Origin of the sequence: Paenibacillus vietnamensis, from assembly GCF_020169515.1 — a bacterium.
In the GTDB taxonomy this organism is placed as follows: domain Bacteria; phylum Bacillota; class Bacilli; order Paenibacillales; family Paenibacillaceae; genus Pristimantibacillus; species Pristimantibacillus vietnamensis.
The window spans coordinates 280,767-297,598 of sequence record NZ_JAHMHW010000004.1 but is presented as its reverse complement, the minus strand read 5'-3'; the positions used below and the strand labels follow the sequence as shown (position 1 = coordinate 297,598).

16 protein-coding genes and 1 pseudogene are annotated in these 16,832 nt (G+C 54.5%); 10 read left to right on the top strand and 7 right to left on the bottom strand.

The features are described 5' to 3' along the window. From KP806_RS11610 to KP806_RS11600, 3 genes are read left to right on the top strand one after another with little or no spacing between them, the layout of a single operon-like run. A complete protein-coding gene (locus KP806_RS11610) occupies positions 1 to 1,374 on the top strand; it encodes a sugar phosphate nucleotidyltransferase (RefSeq protein WP_224723759.1) in 1,374 nt (457 codons plus the stop codon). Between the two features lie 15 nt (positions 1,375 to 1,389). Further along, positions 1,390 to 3,147: a phosphohexomutase domain-containing protein gene (locus KP806_RS11605; protein ID WP_224723758.1), complete on the top strand. Its 1,758-nt coding sequence runs from the start codon at positions 1,390 to 1,392 to the stop codon at positions 3,145 to 3,147. A gap of 51 nt (positions 3,148 to 3,198) precedes the next feature. Continuing rightward, positions 3,199 to 4,536 carry a UDP-glucose dehydrogenase family protein gene (locus KP806_RS11600; protein WP_224723757.1) on the top strand — a complete coding sequence of 446 codons (1,338 nt, stop codon included), beginning with the start codon at positions 3,199 to 3,201 and terminating at the stop codon, positions 4,534 to 4,536. Positions 4,537 to 4,653: 117 nt separating this feature from the next. On the opposite strand, the gene KP806_RS11595 is transcribed toward KP806_RS11600, so the two are convergent. After that, positions 4,654 to 5,022: a helix-turn-helix domain-containing protein gene (locus KP806_RS11595; RefSeq protein WP_224723756.1), complete on the bottom strand. Its 369-nt coding sequence runs from the start codon at positions 5,020 to 5,022 to the stop codon at positions 4,654 to 4,656. Positions 5,023 to 5,218: 196 nt separating this feature from the next. Further along, entirely contained in the window at positions 5,219 to 5,401 is a 183-nt protein-coding gene (locus KP806_RS11590) for a hypothetical protein (RefSeq protein ID WP_224723755.1), read from the bottom strand. Between the two features lie 302 nt (positions 5,402 to 5,703). On the opposite strand from KP806_RS11590, the gene KP806_RS11585 reads away from it, so the two are divergent. Both KP806_RS11585 and KP806_RS11580 read left to right on the top strand, forming a co-directional pair. After that, complete coding sequence (locus KP806_RS11585) at positions 5,704 to 6,042, top strand: helix-turn-helix domain-containing protein (RefSeq protein ID WP_224724026.1); 339 nt, start codon at positions 5,704 to 5,706, stop codon at positions 6,040 to 6,042. Between the two features lie 115 nt (positions 6,043 to 6,157). Beyond that, the gene (locus tag KP806_RS11580; RefSeq protein WP_224723754.1) at positions 6,158 to 6,652 is read left to right on the top strand and encodes an acyltransferase; all 495 of its coding nucleotides are present in this window, start codon (positions 6,158 to 6,160) and stop codon (positions 6,650 to 6,652) included. 68 nt (positions 6,653 to 6,720) lie between these two features. Here KP806_RS11580 and KP806_RS11575 read toward each other — a convergent pair whose 3' ends face one another. After that, a complete protein-coding gene (locus tag KP806_RS11575) occupies positions 6,721 to 7,239 on the bottom strand; it encodes a serine O-acetyltransferase (protein ID WP_224723753.1) in 519 nt (172 codons plus the stop codon). A gap of 365 nt (positions 7,240 to 7,604) precedes the next feature. Between KP806_RS11575 and KP806_RS11570 the strand changes: the two genes are divergently transcribed. After that, the gene (locus tag KP806_RS11570; RefSeq protein WP_224723752.1) at positions 7,605 to 7,883 is read left to right on the top strand and encodes an ATP-binding cassette domain-containing protein; all 279 of its coding nucleotides are present in this window, start codon (positions 7,605 to 7,607) and stop codon (positions 7,881 to 7,883) included. A 58-nt stretch (positions 7,884 to 7,941) separates the two neighbouring features. Here KP806_RS11570 and rpiA read toward each other — a convergent pair whose 3' ends face one another. After that, positions 7,942 to 8,619, bottom strand: a complete 678-nt coding sequence (gene rpiA / locus KP806_RS11565) for a ribose-5-phosphate isomerase RpiA (RefSeq protein WP_224723751.1) — start codon at positions 8,617 to 8,619, stop codon at positions 7,942 to 7,944. Positions 8,620 to 8,698: 79 nt separating this feature from the next. On the opposite strand from rpiA, the gene KP806_RS11560 reads away from it, so the two are divergent. Further along, positions 8,699 to 9,256: an NADPH-dependent FMN reductase gene (locus tag KP806_RS11560; RefSeq protein ID WP_224723750.1), complete on the top strand. Its 558-nt coding sequence runs from the start codon at positions 8,699 to 8,701 to the stop codon at positions 9,254 to 9,256. On the opposite strand, the gene KP806_RS11555 is transcribed toward KP806_RS11560, so the two are convergent. After that, positions 9,253 to 10,473, bottom strand: a complete 1,221-nt coding sequence (locus KP806_RS11555; RefSeq protein WP_224723749.1) for a low temperature requirement protein A — start codon at positions 10,471 to 10,473, stop codon at positions 9,253 to 9,255. The genes KP806_RS11560 and KP806_RS11555 overlap by 4 nt on opposite strands. A gap of 85 nt (positions 10,474 to 10,558) precedes the next feature. Here KP806_RS11555 and KP806_RS11550 point away from each other — a divergent pair, with 85 nt between their 5' ends. Together KP806_RS11550 and KP806_RS11545 are read left to right on the top strand one after the other, a co-directional pair. Further along, positions 10,559 to 11,131, top strand: a complete 573-nt coding sequence (locus tag KP806_RS11550; RefSeq protein WP_318153581.1) for a GrpB family protein — start codon at positions 10,559 to 10,561, stop codon at positions 11,129 to 11,131. 79 nt (positions 11,132 to 11,210) lie between these two features. Next, positions 11,211 to 11,576: pseudogene (locus KP806_RS11545) on the top strand (chorismate synthase); the annotation flags it as partial. A 63-nt stretch (positions 11,577 to 11,639) separates the two neighbouring features. Here the strand turns inward: KP806_RS11545 and KP806_RS11540 are convergent. Then, positions 11,640 to 11,978, bottom strand: coding sequence for a L,D-transpeptidase (locus tag KP806_RS11540; RefSeq protein ID WP_224723748.1), 339 nt, complete (start codon positions 11,976 to 11,978; stop codon positions 11,640 to 11,642). Positions 11,979 to 12,075: 97 nt separating this feature from the next. Beyond that, positions 12,076 to 13,377, bottom strand: a complete 1,302-nt coding sequence (gene uraA / locus KP806_RS11535; RefSeq protein ID WP_224723747.1) for a uracil permease — start codon at positions 13,375 to 13,377, stop codon at positions 12,076 to 12,078. Between the two features lie 297 nt (positions 13,378 to 13,674). Here uraA and KP806_RS11530 point away from each other — a divergent pair, with 297 nt between their 5' ends. After that, entirely contained in the window at positions 13,675 to 16,722 is a 3,048-nt protein-coding gene (locus KP806_RS11530; RefSeq protein ID WP_224723746.1) for a carbohydrate-binding protein, read from the top strand. Positions 16,723 to 16,832: the final 110 nt, after the last annotated feature.

The window sequence follows — 16,832 nt, the reverse complement described above, 5'->3', positions numbered from 1 at the left end:
ATGAAATTGATTTTGCTGTCAGGCGGTTCCGGCAAACGGCTCTGGCCGTTGTCCAACGATATTCGTTCAAAACAGTTTCTGAAGGTGCTGGAGCAGGAAAGCGGCGCAGGCTTGTCGATGGTCCAGCGGATGTGGGAGCAGCTTGGCAAAGCCGGACTGCGGCAATCCGCCGTGCTGGCGACCGGCAGTCCGCAGGCCGAGCTGCTGCAAAGCCAGCTCGGGCTGGATGCGGAAGTGATCGTGGAGCCCGAGCGCCGGGACACGTTTCCCGCGATCGCCCTTGCCGCCGGTTATTTATATTCCGTCAGGGGCGTCAGCCTGAAGGAGACGGTTGTCGTCATGCCGGTCGATTCGTACGTGGAGGACCGTTTCTTCGACAAGCTGGGCGAGCTGGAGGCAATCGTCCGTCATTCCGGCGCAGAGCTTGGACTGATCGGGGTTACGCCCGACCATCCTTCCTCCAAATTCGGCTACATCGTACCTGACGGAGCGGCGGTCCGGAGCGGCGGTCCCGAATATTACCGCGTGAAACGCTTCTCGGAGAAGCCGAAGGAGGAGCAGGCCCGCCGTCTCATCGAGGAGCAAGCGCTTTGGAATTGCGGCGTATTTGCTTTCCGCTTGGAATACCTTATCAATGAGCTGATCGGCAGAGGTCTTCCTATCCAGTACGACGAGCTGCTGAAGCAGTACGACCGTGTCGAGAAAATAAGCTTTGATTACGCCGTCGTGGAGAAGGCCCGCAATATTGTCGTAACGCCGTATACGGGCGAGTGGAAGGACCTCGGCACCTGGAACACCTTGACGGAGGAAATACGGACTCCGCTTATCGGCCGGGGGACACTAACGGACGACTCGGTCAACACTCATGTCATCAATGAGCTGGACATTCCGATTACGGTTATCGGCGCAGCGAATCTGATCGTGGCCGCCAGCCCGGACGGCATCCTCGTCTCGGACAAGGACGCGAGCATGCGCATCAAGGATGTGCTGAAGGAGGAGCAGCGCCCGATGTACGAGGAACGCCGCTGGGGTCGCTACAAGGTGCTCGACTATACGAAGTTTCCGGACGGCAGGCAAGTGTTGACGAAGCGGATTTGCGTTACCGAGGACAAAAATTTGAGCTACCAATACCATCTGATGCGAAGCGAGGTATGGACCGTCGTATCCGGCCGGGGAGTGCTGGTGCAGGACGGCAAGCAGCGCATCATCGAGACCGGGGATGTCGTCGTCATTCCCAAAACCTCCAGACACAGCCTGCGCGCCATTACGGAAATTGAAATTATCGAGGTGCAGACGGGCAGTGAGCTTGTGGAAGAGGATATCGTGCGTCTAGCTATGAAATGGGAGGAAATCGAACAATTCTGCGCCTCTTAGAAGGAGAAATGTTCCATGTACGCGATCGCAGATCAACTGGAAAGCGTTGTGCAGAGGCGATATGACAGGTGGAGGAGCGCCGAGCTCCCCCCTTATTTAAAGAAAGAGCTGAATGAGCTGAAAACCGCGGAAATTACAGACCGCTTCTACAAGCATATCCAGCTTGACGCGGAAGGGATGAAAGGAAAAATCGGTGTCGGCACCAATCGGGTGAACCGCTTTTCGATCCGCCGAGTCGCGGGCGGCTTGGCAGACGAGATCAAGAGCCGGGGTTTTGCAGCTCAGCAGCGCGGCGCGGTCATCGGCTTCGATGCCCGCAGCATGTCGAGGGGCTTCGCGGAGGAGGCTGCGCTTGTGCTCGCCGAGCACAACATTAAAGCCTATTTGTTCGAGCGGCCCGTACCGACTCCGATGCTCGCATTCGCCGTCCGCGCTCTGCATGCTGCGGCAGGCGTTATGATCACCGCGGGCAATCATTCCTCCGACTACAACGGCCTCAAAATCTATGGAGAGAACGGGGATCCGCTGCAGGAGGAGCTGGTCTCCCGCGTATCGGGTTACATGGAGGCGATTTACGACGGCCTTCAAGTGAAGGCGATGAGCGCGGAGGAGGCGCTGGCTACGGGCAGGCTCGTAATGGCAGGCACCGAAATGGAGGCGGCTTATTTGCAGCATATGGGCAAAATCCCGTTGTGCAAGGAAACGAATCAGCTGATGGGCTCCTCCGTCCGTATCGTCCATTTGGCGCTTCAAGGGGCCGGCGGGGAAACGCTGATCCGTGCCTTGAGGCAGGAGGGCTTTACGGAGGTGCATGCCATTACGGAAGAGCGGATGCCGGGCGGGCCGTTCGCGAGGCCGGCTCGGCCGGATCCGTATAACCCCGTCAATCTGGCTGCGGCTTACGAATATGCGGCCAAGCTGGAAGCCGATCTCATTATTGCTACGAATCCGGAGCTTAATGAGCTCAGCCTGTCGGTCAAAATCGAGCCCGGCAAATACGCTTTGCTGAGCGGCAGTGAAACGGCGGCGCTGCTGGCCGAATACATGCTGATGCGCAAGAAAAGCCGTAACACACTGCCGCGCGGCGGCATCGTGCTGAAGTCGGCGCTTGCAGGCGATCTCATTTCCGATGTCATTGCCCGTTACGGCCAGCGGCTGGAGGAGGTGCCGGCCGGCTTCCGCCAAATCGCGAGAAAGCTGGAGGAACAGGAGAATGACCCGGCTGGAGGCGGGTATTTGTTCGGCATGGAGGAATACGGGGGCTACGCGGTCAGCCCGTATATCCGGGACAAGGATGCGATCCAGGCTTCGCTGCTTATCGCCGAAATGGCCGCATATTACAAATCGGTCGGCCTGACCGTCTATAAGCAGCTTATTCAGATCAGCCGCATGTACGGCTGGTACGCAGAGGACAGGATCCGCCTGACCTTCTACGGGCTGGAGGGCTGGCAGCAGGTCAAGCTCGCCATGCAGCGGCTGCGGACCGAAGCGCCGAAGACGGCAGGCGGACAAAAGGCGCTTAAGCTGCTCGATTACCGGACCTGCGAGCCGAACGGCGGGAAACGGAGGCAAGCGGGCAGCCCGGAAGCGGCATCCTGTAATTTATTGAAATTCGCGCTCGAGGACGGCTCGTGGTACGCGTTCCGCCAATCGTCCTCGGAGCCGGCAATTACGGTTTATTTCAGCAGTAGAGACAAAGAGGAGAGAGCCTGCAGGCATAAGCTATCGGCCATTCGCTCGGACGTGCTTTATCATATTGAATCGATCGTTTGAGCAGGGCTGTATGCTTGGGACGGAAAAAACAAAAGGAGCGGTGAATGCCATATGAATATTGCGGTAATCGGAACGGGGTACGTCGGTTTAGTCTCAGGGGTTTGCTATGCCGAGCTTGGAAATCGGGTATATTGCGTAGATAAGGACCCGAATAAGATCAACACGCTGCAGCTTGGGGGAATCCCGATCTATGAGCCGGGCCTCCAAAGTCTTTCCGTTAACAACATGAAGCAGGGCAGATTGATTTTCACGACGGATTTGCGTGAGGCGGTGCAGCAGGCCGACGTCGTCATTATCGCGGTAGGCACGCCGCCGCTTCCTAGCGGAGAGGCCGACATGAGCTACATTAAAGCGGCCGCTCGCGAAATCGGAGAGTCGATGAACGGCTACAAAGTCATTTGCGTGAAAAGCACCGTACCGGTCGGCACGAATATGCGGGTACGCAAAATCGTAAGCGAAGTGTATCCGCACAGCTTCGATATCGCTTCTCTTCCGGAATTTCTAAGGGAAGGCACGGCGGTGCAAGATACGATGAACCCTGACCGCATCGTGATCGGCACGGACAGCACGCGCGCGGCGAATGTGCTCACGAAGCTGCATCAGCCGTTAACGAAGCAGATCAAGGTAACGGATATCCGGAGTGCGGAGATGATCAAGTACGCTTCGAACGCTTTTCTGGCCGCCAAAATTTCCTTCATCAACGAAATTGCCAACATTTGCGAGAAGGTTGGCGCCGACGTCAAGGAGGTTGCGGAAGGAATGGGGCTGGATCCGCGAATCGGACCTTCTTTCCTGAGGGCGGGCATCGGCTACGGAGGCTCATGCTTCCCGAAGGACACGAAGGCGCTTATCCAGATTGCCGGCAACGTCGCCTACGACTTCAAGCTGCTTAAGGCGGTCGTCGAGGTTAACCGGGATCAACGGCTGAGCGTCATAGAGAAGCTGAAGGGGGCGCTCGGACGGCTTGAGGGAACGACCGTAGCGGTATGGGGGCTGGCCTTCAAGCCGGAAACCGACGACGTGCGGGAAGCGCCGGCGCTCGATATATTGCGGCAGCTCATCCTGCTCGGCGTACGGCCGAAGGTCTATGACCCGATTGCGATGGAGAGCTTCAAGAAAATGTACGACGATCCTGCGATTATTTGGGCGGAAAGCGCGATGGACGCAGTCCGGGATAGCGATGCGGTATGCCTGCTTACGGAATGGAAGGAGTTTCTGGAACTGGATTTATCCGATGTCGCGGAAGCGCTGCGGCGTCCGGTCTTTATCGACGGCCGTAATGTGATCGACATTGAGAAAGTTCGTGAGGCGGGGTTGTCCTATTATCCGATCGGGCGTCCGGCTGTCATAGCCGACGATAGAACCGTCTCCCTGGAATCGATTATTTAGCTTTATCCTATGAAAAAATCCAGTCTCCGTTCCAAACCGCGGCAATCGCCGCGCTTCGGGATGGAGACTGGATTTACTTAAATATAAGGCGCTTACAATTCTGTGAATAGGCTTACGTCAGCCGTTCGCCTTTGACTGGCTGTCCTTTCCCGCCCTCGTCTGTATGACATGCTCCAGCATCCTCTTCACAAGCTCCAAATCCTCGCGTTCCAGCGGAATTCCGTCCCAATGCAGCTGTTCGTGGTTGAGCAGCTCCTTGGCATTATTTGAAGGTTCAACCTGATCTGGATATTCCGTTAAGCCCAGCAAATAATCGGCTGTAGTCCTCAGTTTCTTGGCTATGACTTGTATAGCTTCCAGAGTGGGCTGACGATAACCTGATTCATAACCCGCATATGTGCTCTTCGCTACACCAACCGTATCGGCTACTTCCTGCATGGAGAACTTGCGAGTTTTTCTAAGCTGCTTTAGCCGTTTCGAGAACATTACTCGTTCCCCCCAAGTTGAATAATTCAATAAGCGTTATTTTCTCCATTATATCATAAAAAAGAAGCTCACAACCAATGTGATGCATAAAAATTCGGAGAAGAAGCCAAGAGCTGGATGCCCTTGACTTCTTCTTTCGCTTCCGAAAATCGACACCAAGGTATCACCACCGAATGGTCAGGGTAAAACATGTCGGTCAGGCGGTTCGGAAATCATTTTGGGTGCGGATTTTTTCATCCAGCATAGCAAGCTCTGCTTTGTCTAAAAAATCGTTCTCATCGAAGATGATTTGAAGCATTTCAGCCAAGTTTACGGAGCTGCCATTACATTCAAAACCAAGCCGACGCAACAAGCCCAAGATCTCCTTATCCAATGCCATTTGATTACCTCTTTTTTCTATGGTTTCTACCTATCCGACATCCAGTTTACTTCCAAAAGGCTAAAAATGCTGTCGCAATGTGTCGTTCCTGAAAAAACGGGAAATTAGAATCATTTCCGAGCGGACAACGGGAACGGCGGCAAACTTTAATTGAATAGCCAGTCCTATTTATGATACAATATGAATAAACGTAAATTGTTTTATTATTCTATATGAATAATTTTTAAGGGAGGACTGGTCTTATAGTCGCGCATGAGAACCCGGTGGTGTCCGACTATTCGGAAGATGCGGCCGCGTCAGCCCTGATCGGGGCCAAAATCAGAAGCTTACGCAAACGGAGGGGACTTACGTTAACCCAGCTGTCGGAGCTTGCAGGCGTCGCAAAGTCCTATTTGAGTTCCATTGAACGCGGGATTCAGAATAATCCTTCCATTCAGTTTTTGGAAAAAGTGAGCATCATTCTCGACGTTTCCGTCGAGCAGTTCTGGCAGCCGGTACATGAGGCGGACATGAGGCCGCCAAAGCTCGACCGGGAATGGCAGGAGCTCATCCGCGAGGCGATAAGATCGGGCCTGACCAAGAAGCAGTTCCGCGAATATATGGAATTTACGAAATGGAAGAAAAACCGCGGCGGATTCTGATGAGATTCGCTGCGGTTTTTTCGCTGTTAAAACCGATTCGAATATCCCTCTTTACATCCTGGAAAATAGAGGTACAATGGAGTTATTCGAAATGAATAACTATGGAGGGGTTGTTATGAAATCGAATCTGTTGAAGCCCGGCTTGTGGAAGTACGCGCTGCTGCTGCTGTTGAAGGGATACGAGGAGCACGGCTCGGCTATCGGCAAGCTGGGTTCTTTTAACGGGGCGGTCATCGATCCGACTGTATCCTTGAAACAGCCGGAGCGGATATTTTTGGGGCGCAACGTACATATCGGGCGCAATTGCGTATTATGGCCCGGCCCGGGCAAAATCACAATCGGCGACGACGTCTTGCTCGGGCCGAACGTTCAGGTGTTCGCCTCGAACCATGGCATCAAGGCCGGCAAGCTGATCGAGCATCAGGAGCATGAGCCGAACGACGTGGTCATCGAGGCTGACTGCTGGATCGGCGCGGGGGCCGTTATCGTGGCCGGCGTCACTGTTGCCAAAGGCACCGTGGTCGCCGCTGGAGCTGTAGTGACCAGAAATACGGAGCCTTACTCGATAGTCGGCGGCGTACCTGCAAAGATCATCTCCTCCAGACCATAAAGATCGGCGTAAAGACAGACGAAGACCCGCAACCAATCGGTTGCGGGTCTTCGCGTTTGCTCCGGCGGCTATCCGCTGGCCGAGCGGATTCGGCTGCTCGTTATAATTTGCGCAGGAATGCCGACAGCCGTCGCTCCGGCCGGTACATCCTTCACGACGACGGCGTTCGCGCCGATTTGGGCGTTATCCCCGATGCGTACGGGACCCAAAATTTTGGCGCCGGCACCGATAAAGGCGCCGTCCCCGATCGTAGGCGAGCCCAACTGATTGCGGTCTCCTAACGTCACTTGATGGAAGATGGTCACACGAGAGCCGATGACCGCTTTCGCATTGATGAAGACGCCGTTAATGCCGTGCGGCAGATGCAGGTTGCGGCCGATTTTGCAATAGGGCGACACTTCCCCGTGACCTAGAATACGGACGAAAACAAGGTCCATCGCGCGGTACAGCAGCCAAAGCAGCTTGCGCAGCACGGGAACCTTGAAATCACGGTAGAGCCAGCTGCCGAAGCAGTACGTTACGAGCACCATGACGGTAACCGGGTTGGAGCGGTTTGACTTCAAGTGACTTCTCAAATCGGCCATCATATCGATCCCTCCATCCAATAGGTTGTTGCATTTAGAATACTACATTTCATGTGTGTTATTCAATTCGAATTATTGTCGTTAACTGTATTTTATGACTTTATTTTTGGAGAAAATGGCTCTTTCGAATAAATATCGGGATTTGATGCATTTAAAACGACGTTTCTGCTCTGATTCAGTCCTCATCCTTGTTTTATGGACACTGAATCCAGTTATTTCTCGAGAAAGAGCTGCTACTTTCGGAATAGATACATGAAAACCATTTATAATACTCGAAAGGTGACGGATGCTGGGTAGAGACGGGAATCCGAAACAACCTGCTACAGCAAAAAAGGGAAAATTATCATTTTATCGAATTTTATTAAGCTATGCCCGGCAAAGTAGCGTTCGTCGGAACGAACGGTGGCGGGAAATCGACGATCGTCCAGCTGCTTATTCGCTTCTACGAGCCCGATGCCGGACGAATTGCGGTTAACGGCGAACCGCTGGCGCACATCCGCCGCGACGACTGGCTGAAGCGTGTGAGCATCGTGTTTCAGGAGGCCTATCTGCGTGCTGAAGGAAGGCCGGGTTTCGGAGCAGGGTCGCACGATAAGCTGCTGTCGCAAGGGAACGTGTATTCTCAGTTGGTACTTGCAGCCGACTAAAAGGAAAAAGCTGCCAGGAGGACCGGCAGCCTTCGACTTAGCTTGGATGCAGCCGGAATTACGGCTGCTTCCGGTCAAGCTCATAGACGGAGCCGTCCGGCCTTCCGACGATGACCTGCGCGGCCATGCGGATAAACAGCCCGTGCTCGACAACTCCGGGAATGCGGTGGAGCTCCTCGGCGAGCAGCGCCGGATTAGCGATGCTTCCGAACTCGCAGTCCATGATGTAGTTCCCGTTATCGGTTATATACGGCTGCGAATCCGCCGTTCTCAGCTTCGGCTCACAGCCAAGCGCGCGCAGCTTCCTCTCCGTAAGCTCGAAGCCGAACGGGACTACCTCGACCGGCAGCGGAAATCGGCCGAGCTGACGGACAACCTTGGATTCGTCGACGATGACGATCAGCCGTTTGCTGGCATCGGCGACGATTTTCTCGCGCAGAAGAGCACCGCCTCCGCCTTTGATCAAATTCCAGTCGGGATCGACTTCATCGGCGCCGTCAATCGTAATATCGATTTCCTCGACGTCCGAGAACGGGATGATCGTAATGCCTAATTGTCTAGCCAGCTGCTCGGAATGGATGGAAGTGGCTACAGCTTTGATGGACAGCCCGTCCGCCACTTTTCTGCCGATCGCTTGAATCGAATGATAGACCGTTGATCCTGTACCTAATCCTACAGTCATGCCATCCTGCAGGATCTCAACCGCCAGCTCGCCGGCCGCTCGTTTTGCTTCCATAGAATCACCTCATATGAATATTTTTAATGTATGATAGAATATGAGCCTATTAGCCACCACTCAAAGGAGGAACAAAAAAATGAAAAAAATCGGAATCATCGTCGGCAGCTTGAGGGAGCATTCGTTTAACCGGATTATTGCGGAGGCGATCCCCGAGCTTGCTCCTGCCGCCGAATATGAATTTATCTCCATCGATGAGCTTCCTTTGTATAATGGAGATGTGGACAAGGGGCCCGGACCGGAGCCGGTGCAGCGTTTCCGTGAAGCTATCGGCCGGTCGGACGGTATTATGATCGTCAGCCCGGAATACAATTCGGGTATCCCCGGCGTCCTGAAGAACGCCCTCGACTGGGCGTCGACGCCGACCAGAACCGCGGTGCTCCTCCGGAAGCCTGCCGGCGTAGTCGGCGCAACGCCCGGGGCCAAAGGCACGATGCTGGCCCAGCAGCAAATCCGGCAGACGCTGGAGGCCGTGCAGGTGTTCGTGCTTCCTTTTCAGAAAATGTACATATCCCAGGTGATGGAAAAGGTCGATACGGACCGCCGTTTGCTGACGGACGAATCGACCCGCAAATATTTGCAGCGTTATGCGGAATCGTTTATCCGCTGGATCGACCAAGCGCCAACGATTGACTAAACGGTTCCATTAACCTGTTCCGCTGCCGGAGCGGTCTGTACACGGCACAGCCGCTCCGAGAATAGCGATCCCCATAGGGAAGCGGCGATCAGAACAAGACTGGCCAGACCCGACAGGATCAGCGCGTTCAAGAAGACAGAAGCGAAGCTAAGAACGGCGAGCGCCAGCAAGCCAAATAGATAAGGTGCCGGGTAGACGCCCGATACGATTCGCATAAACAGCACGTTGCCGAGCAGGAAAAGGGCCGGTCCTCCCAGAATGACGGCAGTCGTTTTGGCATCGATATGTCCGACGGGATGGGCCAGCAGCAGCTCATCGGCGACGGCTGTCACGATAATGCCCGCCACCAGCAGCAAATGCGTGTACGTGTAGGCAGACCTTGCGACGCGGCCGGGATCGGAGGAATGGGCGATAAAGTGATGCCCGGTCTTGGCCGTCGAATCGAAGTAGATCCACCACATGGCCGCCGTGCCGGCGAACGAGGCTGCAAAGGCGGCCAATGTAACCGGACTCCATTCCAGCTTGGCGAATGTCGCCCCCGTAACGAGAATCGATTCCCCGAGTGCAATGATAATAAATAGGCCGCACCGCTCGGCCATATGCGACCCTTCCACGTTCCAGACCGTTGTCGGCGTCCGGCCGATGCGCGGCGTCCAAAACCCTAACGAAGGAGACACATATTCGATTACAAGCGCGATAATCCATAACGCAAGCCGCGTTTCGCCCTCCGCGATTCCCCCGGCAATCCAGAACACCCCCGACAGCGTAAGCCAGGAAAGTATCCGGACAAAATTGATCCTAAGCTCTTGAGACCCGTCGCGAAGAACCCATATGGTATATGCAGTACGTCCTACCTGTAATAAAGTGTAAGCGACGGCAAAATAAAGGCCGGCTGTTTCAAATGCCTTAGGAATCGAAGAAGACATGATAAGTCCAATCAGCATCAGAACGATCAGCATGACACGAACGTGCTTGCTTTCGGGATTAAGCGTGTTGATGACCCAAGCGGTGAAGATCCAGACCCACCAGACGGCCATCGTAATAAGCGCCAGCTCGACAGCGCCTGCCATCGTGAAATTTTCCAGGAAGGAATGCGACAGCTGCGTAACGGCAAATACAAAAATCAAGTCGAAAAACAATTCGATAAACGAAACTTTCCCTGAGTCGCTGTTCCCTCGGCTGCGAAGCAGCAGGGCTCTTGCGGATAACGGCTTCATCCTTTCACTCCTTAGCGATTTTGACGGATCCAATTTGCTATATTTCAAGATCCATTGTAGCACGGGTAGGAATTGGAAGTCTCGTATGGAAATCAAGGAAGAGGAGAAGAAGATGGACGATCAATGGAAGATATCAAAACACGATCCGGAGTGGAAAAATATTTTTAATAACGTCGCTTCAACATTAAGACATTCGCTCAGGGAAGCGGCTGTACGCATCGATCATGTCGGTTCGACATCGGTTGCCGGTCTGGATGCCAAGCCGATCATAGATATCCAAATCTCTGTTTTGGATCTCGATAACGATTTCTTGTATAGGCCGCAGCTGGAACAAGCAGGCTTTGTATGCAGAGAAGAGAACCCCGACATGACGAAGCGGTATTTCCGGGAACAGCCGGGAACTCGCAGAACACATATTCATGTCCGGCAAGCGGGCGGCATTTCGGAACAGTTGACCTTGCTCTTCAGAGATTATTTGCGCGTACATCCTGAAGATTGCTTAAGGTACGCTGTGGAAAAACATCGGCTTATGGAGCTATACCGAAACGAGCGGCCCAAATACGTGGAAGGAAAAGGGCCCATCGTTTGGGACATTTTGCAGAAATCGCATATCTGGTCGCAGGAAACGGGATGGAGGCCCGGAGAGCCGGATTGGTAGATTAATTTGTCCAATAGCAGACGTCCTATGGCTGAAAGAAAAAGCGATAGGACTCTTTGTTGGTTTATTTCCCGCGGAGCAAGCGATGCTGTCGATCGGAGCGGTTAAGGGAATCGAATTCGGTGCGGGGTTTGCGACTGCTTCCATGCTTGGAAGCGAGCATAATGACGGGATGGACGGCAGCGGCTTTCTAAGCAATCATTCAGGTGGAATCGTCGGCGGAATCAGTACCGGGCAGGACATTGTTTTTCGGATAGGCGTCAAACCGACCTCGTCCATTTCCGTGAAACAGAGCACGGTCAGCCTTAGCGGAGAAGAGCGGGAAATTCGGACGGAAGGCAGGCACGATCCGTGCATTTGCCCGAGAATCGTGCCCGATGTAGAGGCGATGGCGTGTTTGGTGCTGGAAGATATGCATAAAAGACAAGCGGCCTTGCTTGGCTAAATTTTTTTGATATATGGCGAAAAAAGAAGGGATTTACAGACCTGCTCTGTAAATCCCTTAATCCTAAGGCCTGATCGTCACCCTTGTATGAATGGGCACAAGTCTGGATAACTGCAAGACATCCTCGTTGTACATGCGGATGCATCCGTGGGACACCAGACCGCCGATGGAGGACGGGTCGTTGGTGCCGTGGATGCCGTAATGAGGCTTGGACAGCCCCATCCAGAGGACGCCGAACGGTCCGCCGGGATTCGGCTGCTTGTTTATGATAATATAATCGCCACTCGGCGTCTGGGTCACCATTCGGCCTATGCCGACGGGAAATCCCCGGACGACAATATTGTTGTCGAGCAGGTAAAGCTGACGATCGGAGAGATCGACGATAATCCGATAGGCTGGCATAGCCGCAGGCCCCCTCTCGCTTTATGCTATGTGCGAAAGGCGGCTCCTGTCTCCTCTATCAGGTAAATTAGGCTGAAACATTATGGAAGCGTGCAGGCTAATGCCCGGCAGCCTCATGATCGTTCGAAAGCTTCAGCACCTCGAACAGCTTGAACAGCAGGCTCAGCGCGATTGCAACGACTGTGGCGAGAGCCATGCCGCTCAGAGAGAAATCGCCGATCGTCATCTTGACGCCGCTTAAACCCGTGACGAGTACGATCGTGCTCAGAAACAAATTGGTCGGCTTGCTGTAATCGACCTTCGATTCGACGAGCATACGGAGCCCCGATGCGGCGATAACGCCGAACAGAAGCAGCGATACCCCGCCCATCACCGGACCCGGAATGCTGGAGATCAAGGCGGAAAACTTGCCGGAGAAAGACAGTACGATCGCTATGACGGCCGCGCCTCCGATGACGAAGGTGGAGTACACCCTGGTGATCGCCAGCACGCCGATATTCTCGCCGTACGTCGTATTGGGCGTGGAGCCTGCGAAGCCCGACAAAATCGTCGAAATGCCGTTGCCGAGCATCGAGCGGTGAAGTCCCGGTTCCTTCGACAGATCCTTCTCGACGATGTTGCCCGTGACGACCAAATGCCCGATATGCTCCGCGATTACGACAAGTGCTGCTGGCGCAATGGCAATGATCGCCGTCCACTCAAATTCGGGAAACGTAAATTGCGGAGCTTGCACGAAGGCTGTTCCGCTAACCTTGCTGAAATCCGTAAAATCCATGAAGTAGGCGATCATATATCCGCAGACGATGCCGAACAGAATCGGGATGATGCGCATAAAACCGCGGAACAGCACGGAGCCGAGCACGGTAATGGCAAGCGTGCTTGTAGATAGGATGACGGTTTTCGGATCCATGCTCCAGGCCGACGCATCCGCTCCCTGCTGCGGGATCCAGCCGGACATGGCTGCGGCAACGGGGATAAGCTCAAGGCCGATGATCGCGACAATCGCACCCATAGCGGCAGGAGGGAACACAACGTCAATCCAGCCCGTGCCTGCAGCTTGAATGATAAGCGCAACGATCGTAAAAATAACGCCAGCTGCAATGAACCCGCCCAGCGCTGCCGCATAATGGCCTCCGCCTGCCGCCTGGTCGCCGATGACAGCGCCGGCCGGAGCGAGGAAGGCGAAGCTGGAGCCGAGGTAAGCGGGTATTTGTCCTTTACAAATCCACAGGTACAGCAGTGTGCCGACCCCGTTCATCAGCAGGCATATGGCCGGATCTACGCCTAGAAGGTTCGGGACGAGCACCGTCGATCCGAACATGGCGAACAAATGCTGCAGGCTGAGCATGAAGCTTTGCCCGAGCGGGGGTCTTTCGTGAACCCCGATTGTTTTTTTCATATGGACAGGCTCCTTCATTAATAGTAATAATGTGCGAATGACCCTTGTCGATTCTACATAGTACAGCATCGGTTTGGCAAGGGTTTTCCTAAACTCGATGAATGTAAAAAGTTTGTCCCCGGTTTACGGCATGTTTCGTAAAAAATTTTTCTAAAGCTTCCTGCGTCTCGACTTCCTGCAGAAAAGTCTGATGATTTGGAGCATATATCGTAACATTCTTGGCTTATCAGCCGTCATTCCTCCCTTTAAAATGAACAAAGAAAGCGCTTAATTCAAATACTTGAGGGAGGTAAAACGATGGTAAGCAAAGGAAGGTTCGGCAAAGGGTGGCTCGTGCTGCTGGGCATCGCGCTGCTTTTGCAAGCTGCATTCACGGCGCCGATGGTCCGGGCTGTAGGACAGCAGGAAGCGGGTGCCGAAGAAGTGCTGTATTCCTACGAGGCGGAGGCTGCCGGGAATACGCTTAGCGGCAAAGCCGAGGCGAAGGATTGCGCCGCTGCCGCGGGCTGTTCGGGCGACCGGCTGGTCGGCGGATTATGGGGCGGCTCGGCCTTGCAGTTTAACGACGTGACGGTAAGTGCCGGTGGCGTCTATGTCATGTCGGTGCACTACATTTCGGGCGACCCGAGATCGTTTGCCGTCAGCGTGAACGGCGGAGCGGGCGACCATTACGATCTGCCGAAGACGGCGGATTGGAATACGCTCGGCAGCTATGAGCTGGAGCTGGAGCTGCAGGAAGGAACGAATACGATCCGCTTATATGACGAAGGCGGTTATTCGCCGGACATTGACAAGATCGACTTAAGGCTGTCGGACGGCGGAACGGGCACCGATCCGGGCACGCCGGCCGAGGGCACGGTATACGAGGCGGAAGCGGCCGATAACGTATTGACCGGCAATGCCGTCGTACGGGCGTGTAATGCGGAAACGGCATGCTCCGGCGGAAAGAAGGTAGGCGATGTATGGGGCGGCTCCACGCTGACCTTCCCTAATGTTGCTGTGGACACGGCGGGTGTCTATTTATTGAAGCTCAGTTATATTTCCGGCGATCCGAGGCCCGTTTCGATTCAGGTGAACGGCGGGGCATCCGAGACGTACACGCCTCCTAAAACCGCCAGCTGGGATACGCTCGGCGAATACAGCATCGAGGTCGAGCTGGCGCAGGGCAATAACACGATCCGCTTTGACGATAACGGCGGCTGGTCCCCGGATATTGACAGCATCGAGGTGATCAGCTCGGGCGGCGGCGGAGAGGATCCGGGTCCGATCGGAGAGATCGGCAATATCGGCGAGATGACCGATTCCGTCAAGTTCGGCAATATCAGTGTAGAGGAGCATGAGCGTGGGCTTACGTTCGGCAACGGCGTATACAGCATTACGTACAACACCGATTCCGGGCTGGCTGCATACGAGTGGGACGGGAAGACGGTTGCCAAGGGCATTTACAGCACCGTGCAGCTGGAGTCGTCGCTGAGCAGCCGGGATTATGAGGAGCATTCCTTTGAAATCGACCAGGTAGAACGCATGAAGGACGGACATGGCAAAGGAGTGCGCGTTACGGTCGTCAACCGGGAAGAGGGCTTGCCCGAAATGAAGCAAATTTACCGCGTTTACGATAAACTGCCTTATTTCCTTGTCAGTCAGGAGCTGAGCGGAGATAGCGAGCTTAGCACGAACGACATGGCACCGATCGTCCTGAATGCGGCCGGCGGCATCGATATCGGCAGCTATGAGGACAACCGGGTGCTGATCGCTCCGTTCGATAACGACATGTGGTCGAGATACCAGGCGCGCACGATCAATACAAGCCTGAATACGAGCAGCTATGTCAGCTCGGAGCTGACGGCTATTTACGACAACGGCAGCCGCAGCGGTCTGGTGCTCGGCTCGGTTTCGCACGATACGTGGAAAACGGGCATCTCCTGGAGCGGCTCGAACGACCGTATTAACAAGCTGAAGGTCTTCGGAGGCTTTTCGTCGCAAACGTCGACGCATGATGTGGTGCCGCACGGAAAGGTGACGGGCAAGACGATCGTTTCGCCGGTTATTTTCGTAGGCTATTATAAGGATTACCGCGACGGGCTCGAGGGCTTCGGCCGGGCGAACGCCGCAGTGGCGCCTCCGCTCGCATTCGAAAAGGGCGTACCGAAAGGCGTACCCGTCGGCTGGAACAGCTGGGGGGCTTACGAAAGCGGCTTGAGCTACGACAAAGTGGCGGCCGTGTCGGATTTCTTCAAGCAGGAGCTCGGCAAATCGGACTTCTCGAACAAAGGCACCGTGTACATTAATATGGATTCCTATTGGGATAACCTCTCAGACCAGCAGCTGAAGGATGCCGTACAGCTGATCCGGAACAACGGGCAGAAAGCCGGCATTTATTACGGACCGTTCGTCTATTGGGGCAGTAATATGAGCCAGCCGGTCGAAGGCACGGACGGGAAGTTTACGTACGGGGATATCGTTTTGAGAGATGCAAACGGAAATCCTCTGCCTACCGTGGACGGCGCTTATGCGGTCGATCCGACCCATCCGGGCTCAAAGCAGCGGGTCGAATATTATATGAACCGTTTCAAGGCATATGGCTTCGAATATATCAAAATCGATTTTCTGACCCACGGCTCGTTCGAAGGAGAGCATTACGACAAAACGGTGCAGACTGGTATTCAGGCTTACAATCAGGGAATGGCTCATCTTAATGAGACGCTGGATGGCAGCATGTTCATCAGCGCATCGATTGCGCCTCTGTTCCCGAGCCAGTACGCGCATGCAAGGCGCATATCCTGCGATATCGACGGCACGCTTGCGAAAACGGAATACCAGCTGAACAATTTAACCTATGGCTGGTGGCAAAACGGAACGATTTATTCGTACACGGATCCGGATTACATGACGCTGGTCAAGGCCGGATCGCTTGAGGGCGCCCGGACACGAGTGAATTCGGCCGCCATTTCGGGCACGGTCTTTATGAATTCCGATGACGTGCTGGATCCGAAGGCGCGCGAGTACATGCTGGAGCTGCTGACCGACAAGCAGGTGAACGCGGTTGCGCTGAAGGGCAAAGCGTTCAGGCCGGTCGAAGGCAACACCGGAACCGCCGCCGCCGATCAGTTTGTGCTGAAGGACGGGAAGGATTACTATTTGGCCGTATTCAACTATACGAACGAAGCCGTTGCGAAGACGGTCGATTTCCAGCGGGCCGGCATTCCGCGTGAGGCGGAGGTAACCGTGACCGATCTTTGGACGGACGAGGCTGTTCGCGTGACCGATGGAGGCTTGTCGGTCAGCCTGGAGGGCGCGCAGTCGAAGCTGTTTAAGATTACCGTGAAAGCCGGCAATAGTAACTAGACATCCGATAGCATAGTGAGCCGGAACAACGCTACTTTTTAGCGCTGTTCTGGCAGTTCGGGTTACTTTGGGGAGCAATAGTGATAGGTTTTATCGTTATGCTGCTGCTA